Source organism: Henriciella pelagia (assembly GCF_002088945.1).
Classification (GTDB): Bacteria; Pseudomonadota; Alphaproteobacteria; order Caulobacterales; family Hyphomonadaceae; genus Henriciella; species Henriciella pelagia.
In genome coordinates this window covers 841,383-859,919 of record NZ_NCSU01000011.1, presented here as the reverse complement: position 1 = coordinate 859,919, position 18,537 = coordinate 841,383, and the positions used below count along the sequence as shown (strand labels likewise).

Sequence of the window (18,537 nt, the reverse complement as noted above, 5' to 3'; positions counted from 1 at the left end):
CGGTGGCGCAAGGAGTATGGCGGGCTGCAGGTTGGCCAGGCCAAGCGGATGAAGGAGATGGAGAAGGAGAATGCACGGCTTCGCCGGGCGATCTCTGATCTGACTCTCGACAACCAGATCCTTCAGGAAGTCATCAAGGGAAAGTTCTGAGCCCTTCACGCAAGCGCGATGCGGTCGATCATGTGGTGGAGACACTCGGCGCAACCGAGCGCCGGGCCTGCCGCGTGATCGGCCAGCACCGTTCCACTCAGCGCAAGCCGCGTGTGCCACGCCAGGATGAGGACATGCTGACAGCGGCCATCATCGCCCTGGCCGAGCGGTTCGGCCGGTATGGCTATCGCCGCATCACGGCCCTGCTGAGACGGGATGGCTGGCATGTGAACGAGAAGCGGGTGTATCGCATCTGGCGGCGTGAAGGGCTGAAAGTGCCAATGAAGCAACCAAAGAGAGGCCGTCTCTGGCTGAATGACGGCTCCTGCATCCGGTTGAGGCCGATGCACACGGGCCATGTCTGGTCGTATGACTTCGTCCAGGACCGCACGCATGACGGCAAGGTGTTCCGCATGCTGTACGTGATTGATGAGTTCACTCGCGAATGTCTCGCCATCCGCGTCGAACGCAAGCTCAATTCCCGCGATGTCCTCGACACGCTAAGCGAATTGTTCGTGCATCATGGTCCGCCGGAGCATATCCGCTCCGATAATGGACCGGAGTTCATCGCCACCGCCCTGCGCGACTGGCTTGGCCGGATCGGCGTGAAGACGCTCTATATCGAACCGGGTTCACCATGGGAAAACGGATACTGCGAGAGCTTCAACTCCAAGCTTCGCGACGAGTTGTTGGCGAGGGAAATCTTCTTTGATTTGCGCGAGGCTCTCCACTAATCCGGCGACGTGTTCAAGCGAGGCACCCTTGCCATATCGTTCTCGGTCTAACCTGTGACCGAACAGGTCCCGACGGATCCGGTCATCGACACCTGCTGCGATCATGCGGTCTTCAAAGGAATGGCGAAGCGAATAGAATGAATGATCGGGTCCTCGCTTGAAAATCGCCACACCCTGCTCCTTTTGTGTAGCAAATTGTGTAGCATTTCAATGCAGAGGTGGGCCAATGCAGGCAAGGGCGTGCATTAATACACAACAAATACAGGGGTTTGTGGCTTTTCGGAAAGAACTGAAGTGGCGGAGAGGAAGGGATTCGAACCCTCGATACGCGTAAACGTATACGCCCTTAGCAGGGGCGCGCCTTCAGCCACTCGGCCACCTCTCCGCAACAGCCTGCCTGACTAGCGGCATGCTGGCGCAGCTGCAAGAGGGCATGTAGCCAGAAACTGACATCGCTCAGGGTGTGACGACCGGAAACCAGAAGTCCGGCGTGTCCAGCGTCATCAGAAACGCCCCTGCGGCCGCGGCTTCACCGCTGATCGTGAGGCGTCCAGCCGCCATCAGGTCAGGCACGCCGATCTCGCGCAGGATGAGGCTGTTGAAGTCAGTTCGACTGAGAGTCAGGCGGGCGACCGCCGCGTCGGTATCGGCTGCGCGTGGCACGACGACGTCTGTTCCGATTTCGACCGTGATCACTTCCGATGTGTCGGTAAAGTCGAACACAATGCTGAACGGCTCACGTGCGAGCTTCTGCGGATTGTACCGGCTGGCGAGGGCGTCGAAGAGATCGAGCGTCGGCACCGCCTTCAGGAAATCGGCATTGCCGAGATTGGGCGCGCCGGCATCCGGCACGCCGTTTCGAAGTTCGCTGGCTGCGGTGAGATAATAGCTGCGCCATGCGCCGCTTTCGGCCTGGAAGCCAAGCTGTTCGTAACTGGCGGCAAGCCAGTCCTTTGCGGACTGATTGTCCGGTGCGGCAAAGACCGCCTGGTTGAACAGCTCTGCCGCCCAGCGATAGTCGCCGGTTTCAAACGCATCGACCCCTTTTGAGAGGACTGCGTCCATGCCGCCCATGGCTTCGACATAGCGCGCGGCAGTTTCCTCACGGGGCAGGGCGTTGTAATCGGCCGGCACGCCGCTCCACCAGCCATAATAGAACTGGTAGACCGCCTTGGCATTGTGATTGAGCGTTCCGTAATAGCCGCGGGTGGCGAAATCGGTCTGGCTGAAGCCTGGTTCGGGTATTGATTCGGCCGCCTCGGTCATTGTTGCGCCGGCATTGGCGCGGCGCAGTGTCTGGTCGTGGACATAGCGGTAGATGTCGCGCTGTCCCTTGAGGAAGGTTTCGACATTGTCCTCGCCCCAGGTCGGCCAGTGGTGGGAGGCGAAGACAAGATCGGAGCGCTTGCCATAATCGGCGAGGGCACGGTCGATCACGCGGCTCCATTTCAGGGCGTCGCGAACCTTGGCGCCGCGCGGCGTCAGCACATTATGAAAGGTTGCTGTTGCGACTTCGGCGGTGCAGAGCGCGCGCTTTTCGGGAAGGTAGAACATGAACTCGGCGGGCGCTTCGGTGCCGCCAGCATCCATGAACTCGAAGGTGACGCCGTCGATCACGCGCCTCGTGCCCCAGCCACCGACTTCTTCGGTCGGCAGGACGAGACCGGTCGTGCCCTGTGGCAGTCCGGGGCCGAGGCCCGTGCCGACATTGGCAATGTCAGAACGCGGAATCGTGTTGCCGAACATCAGAACCGCGCGCCGCTGCATGAGATTGCCCGCGATGAGGTTTTCGGCGACCGCGCTTTCGGTGAAGCCTGCTGGAGCGAGCACTGGCACGCCGCGCTCGGCAATCTCTGCTTCGCTGATGACGCCGCGCGCGCCGCCAAAATGGTCTGCGTGGGAGTGGGTGTAGATGACGCCGGTCACAGGACGCTGACCCAGCGTGTCATTGACGAGTTTGAGGCCGGCGGCAGCCGTCTCCTTCACGGTCAGCGGGTCAACGATGATCCAGCCCGTGTCGCCCTCGATGACACTCATCACCGAAAGATCATAGCCGCGAACCTGCCAGATGCCGTCCGCCACCTCGAAGAGGCCATGCTGGGCTGAAAGGCCGGATTGGCGCCAGAGCGACGGGTTCACCGTGTCTGGCGCATTGGCACTCAGGAAATCGAATTGCGGGATGGACCAGACGGTATTTCCGGCCTCATCGAGGATGGCCTTGTCCTGAATAGCCGCGAGGAATCCGCGCGCGGCGTCGTCAAAATCGTCCTGGTCGCCGAGTGGCAGGCGGTCCGCGAATGCCTGGTTCGCCTTTGCGGTCGCGTCCGTTGCAAGGCCGGCTTCGGGGGCGGCGGGAATGGCTGCCTGTGTAGACAAGGAGGATTCGCCGTCGCTTTGGCCTTGTGCCGAACAGGCCCAGAGCAGGAGCGCGGTACTCACGCTGATAGCCAGTTTCCAGTTCATCTCGATATCCTCCCTTTTTATTCGGGCAGGATATCGAGGATGATGGAGGGGGCAATCACTTCCTTGGCGAAGCGGAAAGAGGCGTTGGCGTATGTGCGCTCAGCCTATCTGCCCTTCCAGACCGGCGCGCGCTTTTCAAGGAAGGCACGAGGGCCTTCCTGTGCGTCCTCACTGGAGAAGACGATAGCGGCGGCCTCGTTTGATGCCTTCCAGAGGTCTTCTTCCGTGCCGTCATAGGCCTGGCGGGCGACTTCGAGGCTCTTGCGAACAGCGAGCGGTGCGTTCACACTGATCTGGGCAGCGAGGGCATGGGCTTCCCCCAGCACCTGGTCGGACGGCACCATGTGGTTGATCAGGCCCAGCTGGTAGAGACGTTCCGCCGGAAGCGGATCGCCGGTCGCAACGATTTCGAGCGCGATGTTTCGAGGCAAGGCGCGCGGCAGGCGGAAGACGCCGCCGCCACCGGCAAAGATGCCGCGCTTCACTTCCGGAAGGCCGAAGCGGGAATTGTCCGCCGCCACGATCATGTCGCAGGAGAGCGGCAGCTCGCAGCCACCCGCGAGCGCATTGCCGCGAACCGCAGCAATCCAGGGCTTGGTCCGCGGGTATTTTACGAGCCCGGCAAAGCCACCTTCCTTGGTCGAGAGTGCACGGGCATTGCCCTTCGAGATTTCGGCGAGGTCAGCGCCTGCGCAGAATGTCGATTCCAGGGATGATGTGAGAATGCAGACGCGGACATCGTCATCGCGTTCGGTTTCTCCGCAGATCCAGCCGAGCGCCGATGCAACGGCACCGTTCACGGCGTTGCGCTTGTCCGGGCGGTTCAGGGTAATCAGGGCGACGTGGTCCTTTACCTCGTAGAGCACTTCATTGCCGACGCTTTCCGGTTTGCCTGACATAGGGGTTCCTCCTGTTTCTGAGGCCCATCATGAACATCACCGGGGCGGTGCAAACAAGTGTCACCTTGGGGCAGATGCCGCCAATTACGACTCAGGCGGTTTTCCTGTCAGGCTCCCTGCCCAGCACTTCACGCCTGATCGGGCTGCCCGCGTCAATTGGACGTTCGCCGCAAATGATGCGGTCGCGGCCGCGCTGCTTGGCGGCGTAGAGCATGGCATCCGCTTCGGCATAAATCTCGTGGAAGGCGTTTGTCCTGCCGAACTCGGCAATGCCAAAACTTGCCGTGATCCGGCGAGTTGCATCGATTCCCGGATAGGACAGGTCGCGCATCTGCTTCTTCAGTCGCGCAGCCAGCCTCCTGGCACCATTCACATCGACGCCAGGAAGAAGAATGCAGATTTCCTCTCCTCCGACGCGACCGGCAATGTCGGAGCGGCGAATCTGCTTGCTGATGAAGTCGCCGATCGTCGACAGGACTGCATCGCCCGCCGAATGGCCGAAGGTGTCATTGACCGATTTGAAGTGGTCGAGATCCATGATGATGAGGCTGGCGGCGGTCCGGCCGGAGCGGCGCGTGCAGTAAAACTGTGCGCTTCGTTCAAAGGCACGTCGTGTCTGCAGGCCTGTGAGGTAATCCTTGTTGGCATCGTCATGGATGCGTTTGACATTGTGGCTCACGCAGACGGAGATCAGAGCCCCGGCGACTGCCAGAACCGACAGGAGGGCGACGACATTCATCGACAGCCAATAGGTAGAGGTGAAGAAGTTCTCGCCAGAAAGCTCGACACCGATTGTCGTGAGCGGCGCGATCATCAGAAAGTTGAGCGTAACGAGCGTGAACGCGACTACGACGGCGCTTCCTGTCCAGTGCTCCTTCCAGATCGAACGCAATCGGAAGAGGCCGTAAGCGGTCAAGCAGCCGTGAATGAGGTTGAGCGCGAGGATTCGATAGCTGAGACCGATCGCCGACGCCTGGATGGCAGCTGCGACTGCAACGCCGCCCACGGCAAACGCCGACAGGACAATCCAGGGCATGCGGCGATTGAAGGCGAGGCAGAGGCCTTGAAACAGGGCGACGAGGCCTAATCCATAGATCGTATTGTTGAGGATGGCATTTGCCATCGTGTCCTTCGCTACGAGGTAGTTGCTGATGCAGAAGCCGATAGCGCTGCAGGCAAAGGCCAGTGCGAACCAGAGCGGCGCCCGGAACTCGCGATTGTAATACCAGAAGCCCAGAAAGATTGCCGTCAGGCATCCTCCCAGACCCGGTATCGCAAGGCCGATCATCGCCATCTGGCTCAAAAGCAGGTCTCCCTCATAGTATTCTGACGAGGCTGCCTTAACAGATTCGGGCAACCAAACGCTTAACGCATTTCCGGTAATCTGTTGCTTGCGCGGCAGTCAGAGGCCGAGATTTACGCCGAGTTTCGAGACGGCATGGACAAAATTGTTGGGGGCAATCTCGATCTCCCCAGTCCATTCTACGTTCGGGAAGCGGGTCAGGATCTGGCGGTAGGCGCATTCGAGCTGCATGTTCGCGACCCGCTGACCGAGACAGACATGCGGCCCCATGCCGAAAGCAAGATGGTCTTTCGCATTGGCGCGTGTGACGTCAAACCGGTCCGGCTCTTCAAACACGGCGGGATCGCGATTGGCCGCGCCATAATACATGACGACCTTCTCGCCTTCGCCAATCTTCTGGCCGTGGATTTCAGCGTCCTGCGTTGCGGTCCGGCGCATGTAGATGACCGGGGAAACCATGCGGATGGCCTCATGCACCATGTTGGGAACGAGCGAGGCGTCGCTCAACAGCCTCTGCTTCTGTTCCGGGAACTCTGTGAGGAGCTTCATCGTGCCGGAGATGGAGTTGCGGGTTGTATCGTTTCCGGCGAACACGATCAGCAGCCAGGAGCCGTCGAGCATCTCATCGGAGAGGAGCTCGCCATCGATTTTGGCATGCGCAATCGCGCTGAGCAGGTCTTCCTTCGGGGCCTTGCGGCGGGCCTGGAGAACGGTTTTGCCATATTCGAACATGTCGAGCACGTTCTGGACGAAGGCACCGAAGAATTCCGGGTCGATGACGTCGCCCTTGCGCATCGTGTCTGCGGCGGTTTCCAGATAGTGCATCCACTTGACCAGTTTCGGCCTGTCAGCCTCCGCGACGCCAAGAATCTCGCTGAGCGTGAACAGCGGCAGTTCGGCGGAGAACATCTCGACCAGGTCAATCGGCTGGCCGGTGTCGCGCGCTTTCGCCTCCATGTCGTCGAGCAGGCTGGCGACCTTGATATCCACGCGCTTCCTGAGATCTGCGATATAGGCGGGCGTAAAGAAAGGCATATGCTCGCGGCGCAGCGGGATGTGATAGGGCTGGTCGAGGCAGATCATTGTATCGAGCGAGGCCCGGTGGAGCAGCGGGTGGCGGGCATCAGCGCTGCCATAATTCATCAGGATGCCGCCACGCTGGGACGAGAAGGTCTTTGTGTCGAGTTCAACCTTGCGAATGTCGTGATAGTCAGTGAGCGCCCAGAAGCCTGCCCCCATTTCTTCATCGTGCCAGCAGACCGGTGCGGTTTCGCGCATTCTCGCAAAGGCCTCGAAAGGCTGGCCGCGGGTGAAGAGGTCGATATCGGTGAGGTCTGCTGCTGGCCTGGCATCGAAGGCGAGCGGGTATTTGTGGCCTTTCGGGGCATCGGCCTCTTCAACGGCCGTCTCGCTGACATTTGCGAACATGTCCTGGTTCCTCCGACTTTTTCTGATTGAGTCGAGGATTCCAGAATTGCCCCCGGTCGTGAAGGTATGACCCGAGGAAAGCGCGGCCTAAATTCTACTCTGCCGGGCGCCTCGACGCGGCGTCTTCGAGTTCCTTGGCAAGCTCGTCTTCCTCGGTGGAGCGGGCCGTGCCGAACCGGGCGATTCCGAGATAGATGACCGGCGTCAGGAACAGGGTGAAGATGGCCGCGAGGCCAAGCCCGCCGAACACGATCCAGCCAATCGCATTTCGCGCTTCGGCGCCCGCCCCGCTAGACAGGATCAGCGGCAGTGAGCCAAGCACGGTGGAGATCACCGTCATCGCAATCGGCCGGACGCGGATCGTGGCGGCTTCGAGAACGGCATCACGGACATTGCGGCCCTGGCTGCGCAGCTGCTCGGCGAATTCGACCAGCAGGATACCGTTCTTGGCCATCAGGCCGATCAGCATGACAAGACCGATCTGCGAATAGATGTTCAGCGATCCGCCTGTGAGAAGCAAAGCATAGATTGCGGCCGCCAGAGCAAACGGCACGCTGAGAACAATTACGAGCGGACTGGTGATGCTCTCGAACTGCGCGACCAGGACCAGCAGCACAATGACGAACGCAAATCCGTAAGTCAGCATCAGGTCGCGATTGCTTTCCTCAAGCGTCTCGGCGTCGCCACGAAGAAGCAGGTTCACGTTTGACGGCAATACTTCGCCTGCGAACGCACGGAGTTCAGCAATTGCATCGGCAAGTGGAACGGCGGTCGAAACATCCATGTCCACCTGAATGGCGCGGCGTTGCTCTGTACGATCTAGTTGCGCGGCTACGCCTTCCTCGTGAATGGTCGTGAGTGTCGAGATCGGTATGAGATCTCCATTCTCTGATCGGACGTAGAGATTCTGCAGGTCGTCCGGATTGCGAATCGCATTGGTCTCGGATTCCAGGATGATCGGGATGGCCTGATCCTCGACATTGAGGTCGATGAGGTCTTCACCATCGACCATGGCGCGCAGAGTGACAGAAATTTCGTCCAGCGGGACGTTCAGGTCGGCCGCTCTGCGGCGGTCGATCTGGATCGAGAGCTGCGGTTGCGTCGGTTGGTAGGATATTTCCACATTGGACAGCACATCAGATTCGGTTTCGATTCTGCGTGCAAGTTCGCGGGCAGCAACATAAATTTCATCGTAGTCATTGCCGGTGAGCGCCACGCGCAAACCGCCGCCGCGTCCACCGCGCCGACCGCTCAGGCTCGAGCGCCCGAACACAGATACGCGGGAACCGGGGATCTGTGACATTGGTTCCTGCAGCTGGTCGATCAGCTCCTGCTGGGAAATGTCGCGTTCGGCCCAGTCGCTCAGGCGGGCGGTAACGCCGACGCGGTTTGGATCATAAGTTCCAACGACAGTGAAGATGGATTCGATGTCTCCGCGCTCTATAAATGGCTGGAGGATATCCTCAATCTGGTCAGCCTGACGCTCCATGTAATACAGGCCGACGCCGTCAGGGCCTTGTGCAGAAATCTCAATCACGCCCCGGTCTTCGTCTGGCACGAGTTGTTGTGGGAGGCTGGTGTAAAGAAGCCCAGCCCCACCGGCCACCAGGACGCTGACCAGCGCCACAATCCACGGATGATTCAGGCAGGTGTCGAGCGCAGTCCGGTAGCCACTTGCCAGCTTGCGTCCGAACGCCTCAAGGCGCGTATCCTTCGCGTCCAGGGCACGAAACCGGAATTTTGACGAAATCGCTGGTGCGAGCGAGAGCGCGACGAATGAAGAAATGATCACCGACACAGACAGCACAAAGCCGAATTCGCGGAACAGACGCCCGGTCGTAGAGGGCAGGAAGGAGATCGGCACGAACACGGCGACCAGCACGGCGGTCGTTGCGATGACGGCGAAGAAGACCTGCTGGCCCCCGATCATGGCGGCGGCCCGGCGGCGGATGTCCATCGATTGCTTGCGCTGGATATTTTCCAGCACGACGATGGCGTCATCGACGATCAGGCCAGTCGCGAGAACAAGCGCGAGCAGGGTGAGCAGATTGATCGAAAAGCCCATCAGCCAGATGCCGGCTAGCGTTCCAATCAGCGATACGGGTATCGCAACGGTCGGAACCAGCGTCGCCTTGGCCGATCCGAGGAATAGCCAGATCGTCGCAACGACGATCAGGACTGTGATGGCCAGGCTGGTCACGACTTCCTTGACCGAGGCCTGGATAAAAACCGCGTCGTCGGACTGCACGATCAGTTCGATGTCATCGAAGCGTTCATTGAGGGCAGCGATCTTTTCCTTTGCGGCCGTAGATATCTGGATCGTATTGGACTGTGCCTGGCGGATAATACCGAGGCCGATCACAGGACGGCCATTGAGGCGCAGGAGATTGTCGGCATCAGCCGGGCCGAGCGTGACCTCGGCGACATCCCCAATCCTGGTATTGTCCCGGATGATGATGTCCTTGACCAATTCCGGCGTGGCCGCCGTGGCTTCGGCACGCACGATCAATTCCTGGTTCACCGAACGAAAGCTGCCGACCGGCACGTCAAACGGGGCCTGCCGCAGCGAGGCCGCGACATCGTTTACAGTCAGTCCGAAACGGCTGAGGCGGAGCGGGTCGATCACGACGCGCATCTGCCGAAGGCGTGTTCCGAACTCGCCGACAGTGGCGACCCCATCAATGGCGAGGAATTCCGGAATGATGTCGCTTTCGATGATGCGCGTCAGCTCTTCTTCGCTATAGGCGTCGCTGACAACAGCGATGGTCAGGACAGGCTGGCCTTCATCGTCAGCCTTGGTGACGAACAGGTTTTCGACGCGCTCCGGCAGCTGCCGCTGAACGCGGCTGACCGCTTCGCGCACGTCAGAAGCCGCGACATCGAGATCAACGCCCGGATTGAATTCGATCCGCAGGCGGGCATTGTTTTCCTCGCTCGAGGATTCGATTTCGCGCACGCCCGACACGCGCGCAACGGCGCCTTCAATGATGCTGGTGACTTCCGCGTCGATTGTTTCCGGCGCGGCACCGGGCAAGTTCGCGCGCACCGATACAATTGGTCGGTCGACATCAGGAAGTTCGCGAACTTCGACACCGAGAACGGCGGCAAGGCCTGCGATCACGATGAGCAGGTTGAGAACCGCGGCAAGGAGAGGGCGCCGGACCGATAGTCCTGGCAAGCCGGAGCCGGGCGGCATCATGGGCGTGCGCCCCCCGCAGCCCGGTCTGCGGCCTCTTGGGAGCGGGCGATGTTCCTCGTCTGGTCAGGCATCTGGACAGGCGCGCCCTGGCGGACCTTGTGGACGCCTTCCTCAACGATCCAGTCGCCCTCCTGAATGTCAGCGCGGACCAACACGTTGCCCTCGGTCCGCCCGACGATGGTGACGGGAACACGCTGCGCCCGGCCATCTTCAACAGCCCAGAGATAGGCACCGTCGCCGCCCCAGACGATGGAAGCTTCAGGCACAGAAGGAAGGTTTTCACCGGGAACGCTGAAACCGATGCGGAAACTCATCCCCGGTCGCAGCATGTCGTCAGAATTGTCGATCGATGCGCGGACCGTGAAAGCGCGTGTTGTTGCGTTGACCGCGCTGTCTGTGGTCAGGATTTCGGCCTCGTAGGAGGCTTCGGGGTTGGAGAATGGCTGGACGGTGATGGTTTCGCCCGGCCGGATCTGGCTGAATGTGGCTTCAGGGGCGGGGAAGTCGATATACAGCACTTCGCGGTCGTCAATTCGGGTAATTGTGGTGGTTGTGGTGATGCGGGCACCGGGGTCGATGTCCGTCAGGCCGACATAACCGGAGAAGGGCGCGCGGATGGTACGATCGGCAAGCGCATCGCGGGCAACATCGAGTTTGATTTCGGCCGCCTTGAAGGCGACGTCTGCCCGGTCGAGTTCATTCTGGGCGATAGCGCCGGGGGCGCTCAGGCTGGCATAACGTTCGCGAAGGCGTCTGGCATCGGCGAGATCAACTTCGGCCTGGCTGACGGCGAGTTGTTCCTGGCGCGATTCCATACGCAGCAGGACGGCCCCCTTTTCGACATGGTCTCCAGCTTCGAAATTGACGGCGACGACTTCACCGGCCGTTTCAGGATAGATGGTCGCCGAGGAACGGGCGCGGGCGGTCCCGACGGCTTCGACGCGTGTGACCTGGCGCTCCATGGTCACCTTGTAGGGGATTATCTGCACGGCCCGTTCGCCGCGCGCGCGCTCGGTCGTGGCACCGTTGGCGCTGCTGTCGCCTCCGCCGCAGGCGGACACGGAAGCCAGAAGGGCCGTTGCGATCAGTGTGGTTCCGAAAGTTCTGGTCACTCGCCCGTCTCTATATTCCATTCCAATTTCTTTGGCGGGCCCGCCCATCCGGTCGGAAAGACGACGACATTAGCGCTGAACATGCAGACCCTGTTACGCTCTAACGACCGACTTGGTTCGTTCCGTCGCCGGAAAAAGCAAAAAACGTCATAAGCTTCAATTTTATTGCGAGGCCGGTGGTCGCCGCGAAACATATGCTGGAACGAATATAGTCTGGTTAACCGGTTCTGGCGAATTCCAGCCGGGGATTTGCAAGAGACTTAAAGGAGGGTGGCTAGGTTTTCTTCGGTCACAGTCCAGCAAGGTGCGTCCGACATGCAGATCTCACCGGTGGTTACCCTTATCCTTTCGATTGTATTCGGGGTTGCGGCCATCCTCGGTGCGCGCTTCTGGCTCGGATCCTCTGATGATGAGACCGGCGTGGAGACGGTCATCGAGGCGCCGGTCATCGCACGGGAACCGGTCCTTGTCGCCGTGCGTGATATTCCGCGCGGCGTCATGGTTGATCCAGCATGGTTCGAAGTCGAGGAAAGGCCAGCCGTTGAAATCCCCCGGGGGGCGTTCGCCGACCGCAAGGCGCTTGAGGCGACCGGACTAGGGCGCCCGACCCTGATCGAGATTGCCGCCGGTGACATGATGTCGGAAAAGCTGCTGCTTGCTGAAGGCATGCGTGCGTCACTGTCCTCCCGGATAGAGCCGGGCTACCGCGCCTATACCATCCGGATGGACGATGTTTCTGGCGTGGCGGGCTTTGTACTGCCGGGAGACCGGGTCGATGTGATCTTCATCGCCAATGAGGGCAGCCAGGCCATGTTTGACGACCAGCCTGTTTCCCCACGGTCGGAGAGTTCCCGCAGCGCCATTGTCCTGCTCCAGAATGTCGAGGTTCTTGGTCTCGACCTCAATGACGACATGATCGGAAATGATGCGCGCGTGTTCAAATCGGCCACGTTGTCAGTGTCGCTGGAGCAGGCGCAGAAACTGTCTGTTGCCAGTGAGTCCGGAACCTTGTCGCTCGCTCTTCGAGGCAGCGCGGACGAGCAGTTCATGCAGGCCGAGGCGGTCAATCTCGACCGGCCACGCCCGCGCCGCGTCGCCTCGAGCGTGCCGCGTCCGCTGGCCCCACGCCGCGCCTCTTCATCAACCGTGGAGGTGGTGCTGGGTGAGCAGGTGACGCAGTACGAAGTGCCCGTAAGCCAGTAGCGTCGCACCACCAGTGATTCCGGCAAGCAACCGCCAGTGGGCTCAGGTTGCAGAAAAGACGTCGATCAGGCGGACCACGGCTGGCAGCATCAGGACTGTGAGCAGGGATGGGAAAACGAACAGGATCAGCGGCACGACGAGCTTGGCCGGCAAAGCAAGAGCCTTCTCTTCGGCGTACAACATTCGCCGTTCGCGCATGTCGGTTGCGAAGGTGCGGAGTGTATCGCCAACGCTGGTACCAAGTTCCTCCGATTGTCGCAGCATGGTTGCGAGCGATCGAGCTTCTTCCAGGCCCAGGCGGTCAGCGAAATTCTTCCATGCTTCGATACGTGCGCGACCTGCGCGGGTTTCGAGGTTCATGATCTTCAGGTGATCGGCGAGGTTCGGATAGCGCTGAACGAGTTCTTCTGCGACGCGCTGCACGGCGCCATCGAGGCTGAGCCCGGCTTCGACACAGGCGACCATCAGGTCCATCATGTCCGGAAAGCCTTCGCGGTACTGGGCCTCACGCTGAGCGATCTTCTTGTCGAGCAGAAAGGACGGAGCGACGAAGCCGAGAACGGCAAGTGCACCGGATGCCATGATCAGTCCGTTCTTCGGCATGTGTTCATCTATGATGGGCCATGCGCCGACAAGGGCGAGCTGTGGGGCCACCAGGCAAACGAAGCGAATGCCGATATAGAGGTAGGGGGCCGATTTCGAGTAGTAGCCTGCCTGCATCAGTCGATGCCGGATCCTGGTGGTTTCCTGGGAGTTCGGGTCAGTGAATCTCCGGCCGAGCATCTCGATCAGGGAGTTGCGCGGTTTCTGCGGGTATCCGGCGCGGTTTGAGCGCGGCACATCGCCCTTGAGGCGCTCGCTGACCTGCCGGCGCCCCCGCACGATCTGGGACACGGCGTGCGCAAACAGGCCGAGCGCGATCACGGCGACCATCGAAATAGCAAGTCCTGTTGCGAAAGAGCTGTCTTGTCCGAACATCGGTGTGCGCGCTCCCTCAGACCTTGAAATTGATCATCTTGCGCATGAGCAGATTGCCAATCGCCATCCAGGCGACACACGCGCCGAGCCCATACTGGACGACGGGCTCATGGATGACGGAACCGTAGAAATGCGGCGTCATCAGGTGCATCATCGTCAGCACAATGAAAGGGGCTGCGGTGAGGATCATGGCTGAGGCCCGCCCTTCCGAGGACGCAGCCTTCACTTTCATGCGCATCTTCTGGCGCGAGCGGACTGTCGCTGCGTTTACCTTCAACAGGCTGGCGAGATTGCCGCCCGTCTTGGCCTGGAGGCGAACCGTGGCGGCGAAGAGCTCCACATCCGGCTGACGCGTCCGTTCCGCAAGCTTCTTGACCGCTTCCTGAAGACTCGACCCATAGGAGATTTCATCTGCGGCGAGGCCGAATTCCGAACCGATCGGGTCTGGCATTTCGTGGCCAACAAGGGAGACTGCGGTCGGCACGGGGTGTCCGGCCTCAAGACTGCGCACGATAATTTCGAGCGCGTCCGGAAGCTGTGCGCCCAGGAGTTTTTCACGCCCGCCTGCCTTCATTTTCAGGTACATCAGAGGAAGCACGAAACCGGCCACGAAGGCGGCCGCGAGGGAAATCAGGACGCTGTGCAGTAAGAAGAAGCTTGTGCCTCCAGCGAGGATGGCAAGGCTCGCGGCAAGACCGGCCCAGAGGGAGGGATTGAAACTGAGGCCCGAGCGGGTGACGAGATCATTGAACCAGCGCAATGCCATGGTCTGGTTGCCGTGCTGGTCGAGACCGCGCTGACGGCGTAGTTCCACGATAAGTTCAGCGACCGACGCGCGGCTTTCCTTGACCTTCAGGCGCTTGTTGATCCTGGTCTTTGCCACGGCCGTCTTGCCGAAGCCCAAGACCGACTGCATCGCCATGAAGGCAGAGGCAAAAGCCAGCACATATATGACGGTCGAGATATCCATTGGATTATTTCGGCACCGTCAGAAGCGGCCGGGACGGATCGAAGTATTCAAGCGGGAGATGGACGCCGCGGCGATTCATTTCATCGAGGCATTTCGGGCGAAGGCCGGAGGCGCGGAATTCGCCAACGACGGTACCGTCTTCGCTGGTGCTGAGACGGTTGAAGGTGAAAATGTCCTGCATCTGGATGATGTCGCCTTCCATGCCAGTCACCTCTGTGACGTGGGTGATGCGGCGAGAACCATCCGAGAGGCGCTGGGCCTGGATGATGATGCCGATGGCGGATGCGATCTGGCCGCGCACCGCTTCCGAGGAAATCCGAAGGCCGCCCATCGCGACCATCTGTTCGAGACGGCTGATCGCTTCGCGCGGATTGTTGGCGTGGATCGTGGCCATCGAGCCCTCATGGCCGGTGTTCATGGCCTGCAGCATGTCGAAGGCTTCTTCGGAGCGGACCTCGCCGAGGATGACGCGGTCGGGGCGCATGCGAAGGGCGTTCTTGACGAGTTCCCGCTGGCGGATCTCACCCTTGCCTTCGAGATTTGGCGGGCGCGTTTCCATGCGGGCGACATGCGGTTGCTGCAGCTGGAGTTCGGCAGCGTCCTCGATAGTGATGAGGCGCTCCTTGTGGCTGATCGCCTTGGATAGCGCGTTGAGGAGCGTCGTCTTGCCCGAGCCCGTGCCGCCGGAGATGATCGCCGTGACCCGGCATTTCACGGCGCCATGAAGGAACTCGGCAACTTCCTTTGGCATGGCTTTGAATTCGATCAGTTTTTCCAGTGTCAGCGGTGACTTCGAGAACTTCCGGATCGAGACGAGCGGACCGTCAATGGCGACAGGTTCGACCGCCGCGTTCACGCGCGAACCATCGAGCAGGCGTGCATCGACGAGGGGTTGGCTTTCATCGACGCGGCGGCCGACCGCGGACACGATGCGTGAGACGATCCGGCGAAGGTGGGCGTTGTCGCGAAACTTGGCGCTGGAAAGTTCCAGTTCACCGCGGCGCTCGACATAGACCTGATTATAGCCATTGATCAGGATGTCGGAGATGGTTGGGTCAGCAAGGAGTGGTTCGAGCGGGCCAAGCCCGGTCATCTCATGGTAGACGGAATCGGCGAAACTCGCGACTTCGGCCTGGTTCATCGGAATGCGTTCATCGCGAACGATCTCGGTCACGAGGCGGCGGACCTGCCGCATCATTTCGGTCTCGTCCAGCTTGTCGAGCATGGAGAGGTCAAGCTCGTCGATCAGCTTGTTATGGACGCGCAGCTTGGCGTCGAGCAGGTCGAATGAAGGGGCGTCTTCGTCAGTAGAGTGCGCCTCGGCCCTGGCTGGAGTATCGACCTCGTCAGCGACAGAAGCCGCCGGGATGCCCACGGCGGTCTCGGCGTCGATATCGGAGATCACCTCGTCGAGTGTCTGTTCAGTATCCTCCGGGCGCTTGTGCGCCTGTGTCTTCGAGAGAATGGAGAACCTTGCCATTATGCGCGCTTCCTTGATTTCTCGGTCTGCACGGTCGCGCCTGTGCCGGTTTCGAGCCGGGTGATGATTTCGGCGACATCCCTGGAGATCCGGTTGCCGGGCTTGGCCTGGCCGACGGCTTGTCCGAAGTTCACGGAGGAAAGGGCCGCTTCCCAGTCTGACGAGACGGTCGCAAAAACGCGGCGGCCAATGGCGTCCTCGGCCTGCGGCACGGTGACGGCGTTCCCGAAGAATTTTCTGGTCATCCGGTTGAGAATAATGTGCGGGCTGGCCATGCCATCCGTCGCATCTTCGAGTTCTTCGGCGCGATGCCGGGCTGCGTGGAGAGCCGGTACGGTGAGTTCACTCAGCACCAGAACCTCGTCTGAACCCATTACCACTGAACCCGACCAGGGCGACGGCCAGCGCGGCATGTCGATCACTACCATGTCATAGGCGTCGCAGGCGACTTCGAGCACCTTGAAGACGGATTCTGGCCTGATCGAGTTCCACGTCCGGGTGGATCGCGGCGCCGAGAGCAGGTCGATGCCGCTCTTGTGACGTGTGATGAAGGCCTGGAGCAGGGCTTCGTCAATTCGGTCAGCGGACTGCGTCAGTGCCACCTGGTTCAGGTTCGAGGGGCAATTCAGATACGACGCGCACGAGCCATCAAAGAAGTTGAGGTCGACGAGGCAGACCTTGTTTCGCTTTTCGCGCTGGCTGAACTGGTAGGCGAGTTCGACGGCCACGAGCGTTGCGCCTGCACCGCCCACGGAAGACGTCACCGTCCAGCATTTGCCGGCCGCGCCTTCGCCCTCCCGGCCTTCGCGGCGGCTGACATTTTCCAGGGCCTCGCGCAACGGCTCGGGCTTTACCGGCGCTTCGAGCATGTCCCAGCGGGCAAGCGAGATGATATGCTTAACCGCAAGGACGGGAATGTTCATGCCGACCACAATGCCCGGCATGTTGGGGTGGGTCTGGGAGACCTTCAGTAACAGTTCGACAAGATCAAAGCTCTGATCGTGCTCAAGCATGATCACTGAATTGTGGTCTCGGGATGTAGCGTTCAGCGCCGATTGGGCGTCCGGGTGTACGATCGGCGCGACCTGGCCAAGCCTGCCGGCGGCCTCGTCGATATCCGCGTGCCATTGCGGCGCAAAGACATGCAGGCGGGCGGGCAGGCTTGGCTTCAAGGTCTCCGTCATGTCTAGCGTGTCCCGGTCTGCGGTACGTATCCGAGATCCCGACGTACCAGCTGAGCATCGATATTGCTGTTCACGGCACTTCCGGATGCTGGTGCGGCGTCGTCGTCGAGCTTGCCCATCAGGACGCGCTCGGCTTCGCTCGGTTCGCGACGGCTGGTGAGCGGATCCACAAGCCGGGTGCCGGCACTCGCCGGGCGCACAAGACGCGGCGTGATGATGATCACCAGCTCGGTCTCATTCTCGCGAAAGCGGTTTGAACGGAACAGTGCGCCGAGGATCGGGACATCGCCAATCCACGGGGTCTGCACGGTCGTGCTGTCGACCGTGTTCTGGATGAGTCCGGCAATGGCGAAGCTCTCGCCATCGGACAGCTCGACAATCGTATTGGCGCGTCGCACGCTCAGTGCCGGGATCTCGACACCTTCCAGGCGGATGGAGTTTCGCGGGTCGAGCTGGCTGACTTCTGGGCTGACTTCGAGGCTCATCAACGAGTCTGAAAGAATGGTGGGCGTGAAGTCCAGGCTGACGCCGAATTCACGGAATTCGATGGTGATAACATTCTTGTCGGAGGCAACCGGGACCGGAAACTCGCCGCCGGCCAGGAAGCTCGCCGTCTCGCCGGAACGGGCAACAAGGTTCGGCTCGGCAAGGGTGCGGATAATGCCCTTCTGCTCAAGTGCGGAAAGGAAGACATCGATGTTGACGTCGCCGGCATTGCCAAAGATGGCGCCGAGCGTTTTCGGCGTGCTGCCGGACAGAATGCTTGCTCCGGTCGAAAAGACGAAGTCGCCGGCCTGGTAAATATCGCTGCCGAGTCCGATCTCATTGACGTCTTCACGGGACGCTTCGACGAAGCGGACTTCCAACATCACTTGCTGCGGGCTGGTGATCTTGAGGGCGTCGATGACACCGTCGGGTGCGTAGCTGGATGCGATGGCGAGGATTTCCGCTGCGGTTGCATCATCGGGAACGCCGCCGCGCACGTGGAGACGGTTGGCGATGGTGCGCAGGTCGAGGCGCACATCCGGAAAGAGGGCGGCAACATCACTCCTGATGGCGCCAAGATCGTGCTGGACGCGCACATCAATGATTTCGACGAGTTCGCCTTCATCATCATAGACCAGGATGTTGGTCGCGCCGATAGTGCGACCACGGACGTAGAGGCGATTGTCTGCGGTCGGCGAGGCGTCGGCGATTTCGGGCTGTGACACGGCGATGCGCTTGAAGGGGCGCGCAACAGTAATGGGGGTGGAGCGGTTGATAACGACGGTCAGGTCGGTCTGGAGGGGGCCGCTGGCACTGCTTTCAACGCGTGGTATTTCGCCGCCGCGTAGCGGGGGCGTACCTGACGCGGCGGGAGTCAGGCAGATCGCTGCAAGGCAGGCAAGCAGCGTGTTCCGCTTGCGCGATGTCGATACCATTTTCAGCCCCTGA

At 60.7% G+C, this 18,537-nt stretch carries 12 protein-coding genes, 1 tRNA gene and 2 pseudogenes; 2 read left to right on the top strand and 13 right to left on the bottom strand.

The annotated features are described in order from the left end of the window. Positions 1-875 (top strand): annotated as a pseudogene (locus B8746_RS13635) (IS3 family transposase); the annotation flags it as partial. Here B8746_RS13635 and B8746_RS17615 read toward each other — a convergent pair. From B8746_RS17615 to B8746_RS13595, 8 genes and pseudogenes are all read right to left on the bottom strand, one after another. Next, positions 867-1,034 (bottom strand): annotated as a pseudogene (locus B8746_RS17615) (integrase); the annotation flags it as partial. The pseudogenes B8746_RS13635 and B8746_RS17615 sit on opposite strands and share 9 nt — an antisense overlap. A gap of 145 nt (positions 1,035-1,179) precedes the next feature. Then, positions 1,180-1,269: transfer RNA gene (locus tag B8746_RS13625), tRNA-Ser, on the bottom strand. Between the two features lie 71 nt (positions 1,270-1,340). Then, positions 1,341-3,347 carry an alkyl/aryl-sulfatase gene (locus B8746_RS13620; RefSeq protein WP_084394186.1) on the bottom strand — a complete coding sequence of 669 codons (2,007 nt, stop codon included), beginning with the start codon at positions 3,345-3,347 and terminating at the stop codon, positions 1,341-1,343. Between the two features lie 104 nt (positions 3,348-3,451). Next, positions 3,452-4,246 carry an enoyl-CoA hydratase-related protein gene (locus B8746_RS13615; protein ID WP_084394185.1) on the bottom strand — a complete coding sequence of 265 codons (795 nt, stop codon included), beginning with the start codon at positions 4,244-4,246 and terminating at the stop codon, positions 3,452-3,454. Between the two features lie 91 nt (positions 4,247-4,337). Then, on the bottom strand, positions 4,338-5,603 hold the full coding sequence (locus B8746_RS13610; protein ID WP_143434602.1) for a GGDEF domain-containing protein: 1,266 nt from the start codon (positions 5,601-5,603) through the stop codon (positions 4,338-4,340). A 45-nt stretch (positions 5,604-5,648) separates the two neighbouring features. Beyond that, on the bottom strand, positions 5,649-6,977 hold the full coding sequence (locus B8746_RS13605) for a cytochrome P450 (protein WP_084394183.1): 1,329 nt from the start codon (positions 6,975-6,977) through the stop codon (positions 5,649-5,651). Between the two features lie 94 nt (positions 6,978-7,071). Continuing rightward, positions 7,072-10,176 carry an efflux RND transporter permease subunit gene (locus B8746_RS13600; RefSeq protein ID WP_084394182.1) on the bottom strand — a complete coding sequence of 1,035 codons (3,105 nt, stop codon included), beginning with the start codon at positions 10,174-10,176 and terminating at the stop codon, positions 7,072-7,074. Next, positions 10,173-11,288: an efflux RND transporter periplasmic adaptor subunit gene (locus tag B8746_RS13595; protein ID WP_233124279.1), complete on the bottom strand. Its 1,116-nt coding sequence runs from the start codon at positions 11,286-11,288 to the stop codon at positions 10,173-10,175. Before B8746_RS13595 ends, B8746_RS13600 begins: the two co-directional genes overlap by 4 nt. A 270-nt stretch (positions 11,289-11,558) precedes the next feature. Between B8746_RS13595 and cpaB the strand changes: the two genes are divergently transcribed. Continuing rightward, positions 11,559-12,491, top strand: a complete 933-nt coding sequence (gene cpaB / locus B8746_RS13590; protein ID WP_143434601.1) for a Flp pilus assembly protein CpaB — start codon at positions 11,559-11,561, stop codon at positions 12,489-12,491. Between the two features lie 42 nt (positions 12,492-12,533). Here cpaB and B8746_RS13585 read toward each other — a convergent pair whose 3' ends face one another. The 5 genes from B8746_RS13585 to B8746_RS13565 are packed head-to-tail and all read right to left on the bottom strand — an operon-like array spanning position 12,534 to position 18,524. Then, positions 12,534-13,469, bottom strand: coding sequence for a type II secretion system F family protein (locus B8746_RS13585; RefSeq protein ID WP_084394180.1), 936 nt, complete (start codon positions 13,467-13,469; stop codon positions 12,534-12,536). A 16-nt stretch (positions 13,470-13,485) separates the two neighbouring features. Continuing rightward, positions 13,486-14,439 (bottom strand): type II secretion system F family protein, encoded by a 954-nt coding sequence (locus B8746_RS13580; protein WP_084394179.1) that lies wholly within the window; start codon positions 14,437-14,439, stop codon positions 13,486-13,488. A 4-nt stretch (positions 14,440-14,443) separates the two neighbouring features. Beyond that, the gene (locus B8746_RS13575) at positions 14,444-15,919 is read right to left on the bottom strand and encodes a CpaF family protein (RefSeq protein ID WP_084394178.1); all 1,476 of its coding nucleotides are present in this window, start codon (positions 15,917-15,919) and stop codon (positions 14,444-14,446) included. Continuing rightward, positions 15,919-17,103 (bottom strand): AAA family ATPase, encoded by a 1,185-nt coding sequence (locus B8746_RS13570; RefSeq protein WP_084394177.1) that lies wholly within the window; start codon positions 17,101-17,103, stop codon positions 15,919-15,921. Before B8746_RS13570 ends, B8746_RS13575 begins: the two co-directional genes overlap by 1 nt. Positions 17,104-17,105: 2 nt before the next feature. Next, on the bottom strand, positions 17,106-18,524 hold the full coding sequence (locus B8746_RS13565) for a type II and III secretion system protein family protein (RefSeq protein ID WP_084394176.1): 1,419 nt from the start codon (positions 18,522-18,524) through the stop codon (positions 17,106-17,108). Positions 18,525-18,537 lie beyond the last annotated feature (13 nt).

What these genes read in the sequence shown, in the direction of transcription:
- B8746_RS13565 (WP_084394176.1), bottom strand. Translation starts at nt 18,524, where the DNA reads ATGGTATCGACATCGCGCAAGCGGAACACGCTGCTTGCCTGCCTTGCA.
- B8746_RS13575 (WP_084394178.1), bottom strand. Translation starts at nt 15,919, where the DNA reads ATGGCAAGGTTCTCCATTCTCTCGAAGACACAGGCGCACAAGCGCCCG.
- B8746_RS13570 (WP_084394177.1), bottom strand. Translation starts at nt 17,103, where the DNA reads ATGACGGAGACCTTGAAGCCAAGCCTGCCCGCCCGCCTGCATGTCTTT.
- B8746_RS13605 (WP_084394183.1), bottom strand. Translation starts at nt 6,977, where the DNA reads ATGTTCGCAAATGTCAGCGAGACGGCCGTTGAAGAGGCCGATGCCCCG.
- B8746_RS13615 (WP_084394185.1), bottom strand. Translation starts at nt 4,246, where the DNA reads ATGTCAGGCAAACCGGAAAGCGTCGGCAATGAAGTGCTCTACGAGGTA.
- B8746_RS13580 (WP_084394179.1), bottom strand. Translation starts at nt 14,439, where the DNA reads ATGGATATCTCGACCGTCATATATGTGCTGGCTTTTGCCTCTGCCTTC.
- B8746_RS13620 (WP_084394186.1), bottom strand. Translation starts at nt 3,347, where the DNA reads ATGAACTGGAAACTGGCTATCAGCGTGAGTACCGCGCTCCTGCTCTGG.
- B8746_RS13585 (WP_084394180.1), bottom strand. Translation starts at nt 13,469, where the DNA reads ATGTTCGGACAAGACAGCTCTTTCGCAACAGGACTTGCTATTTCGATG.
- B8746_RS13600 (WP_084394182.1), bottom strand. Translation starts at nt 10,176, where the DNA reads ATGATGCCGCCCGGCTCCGGCTTGCCAGGACTATCGGTCCGGCGCCCT.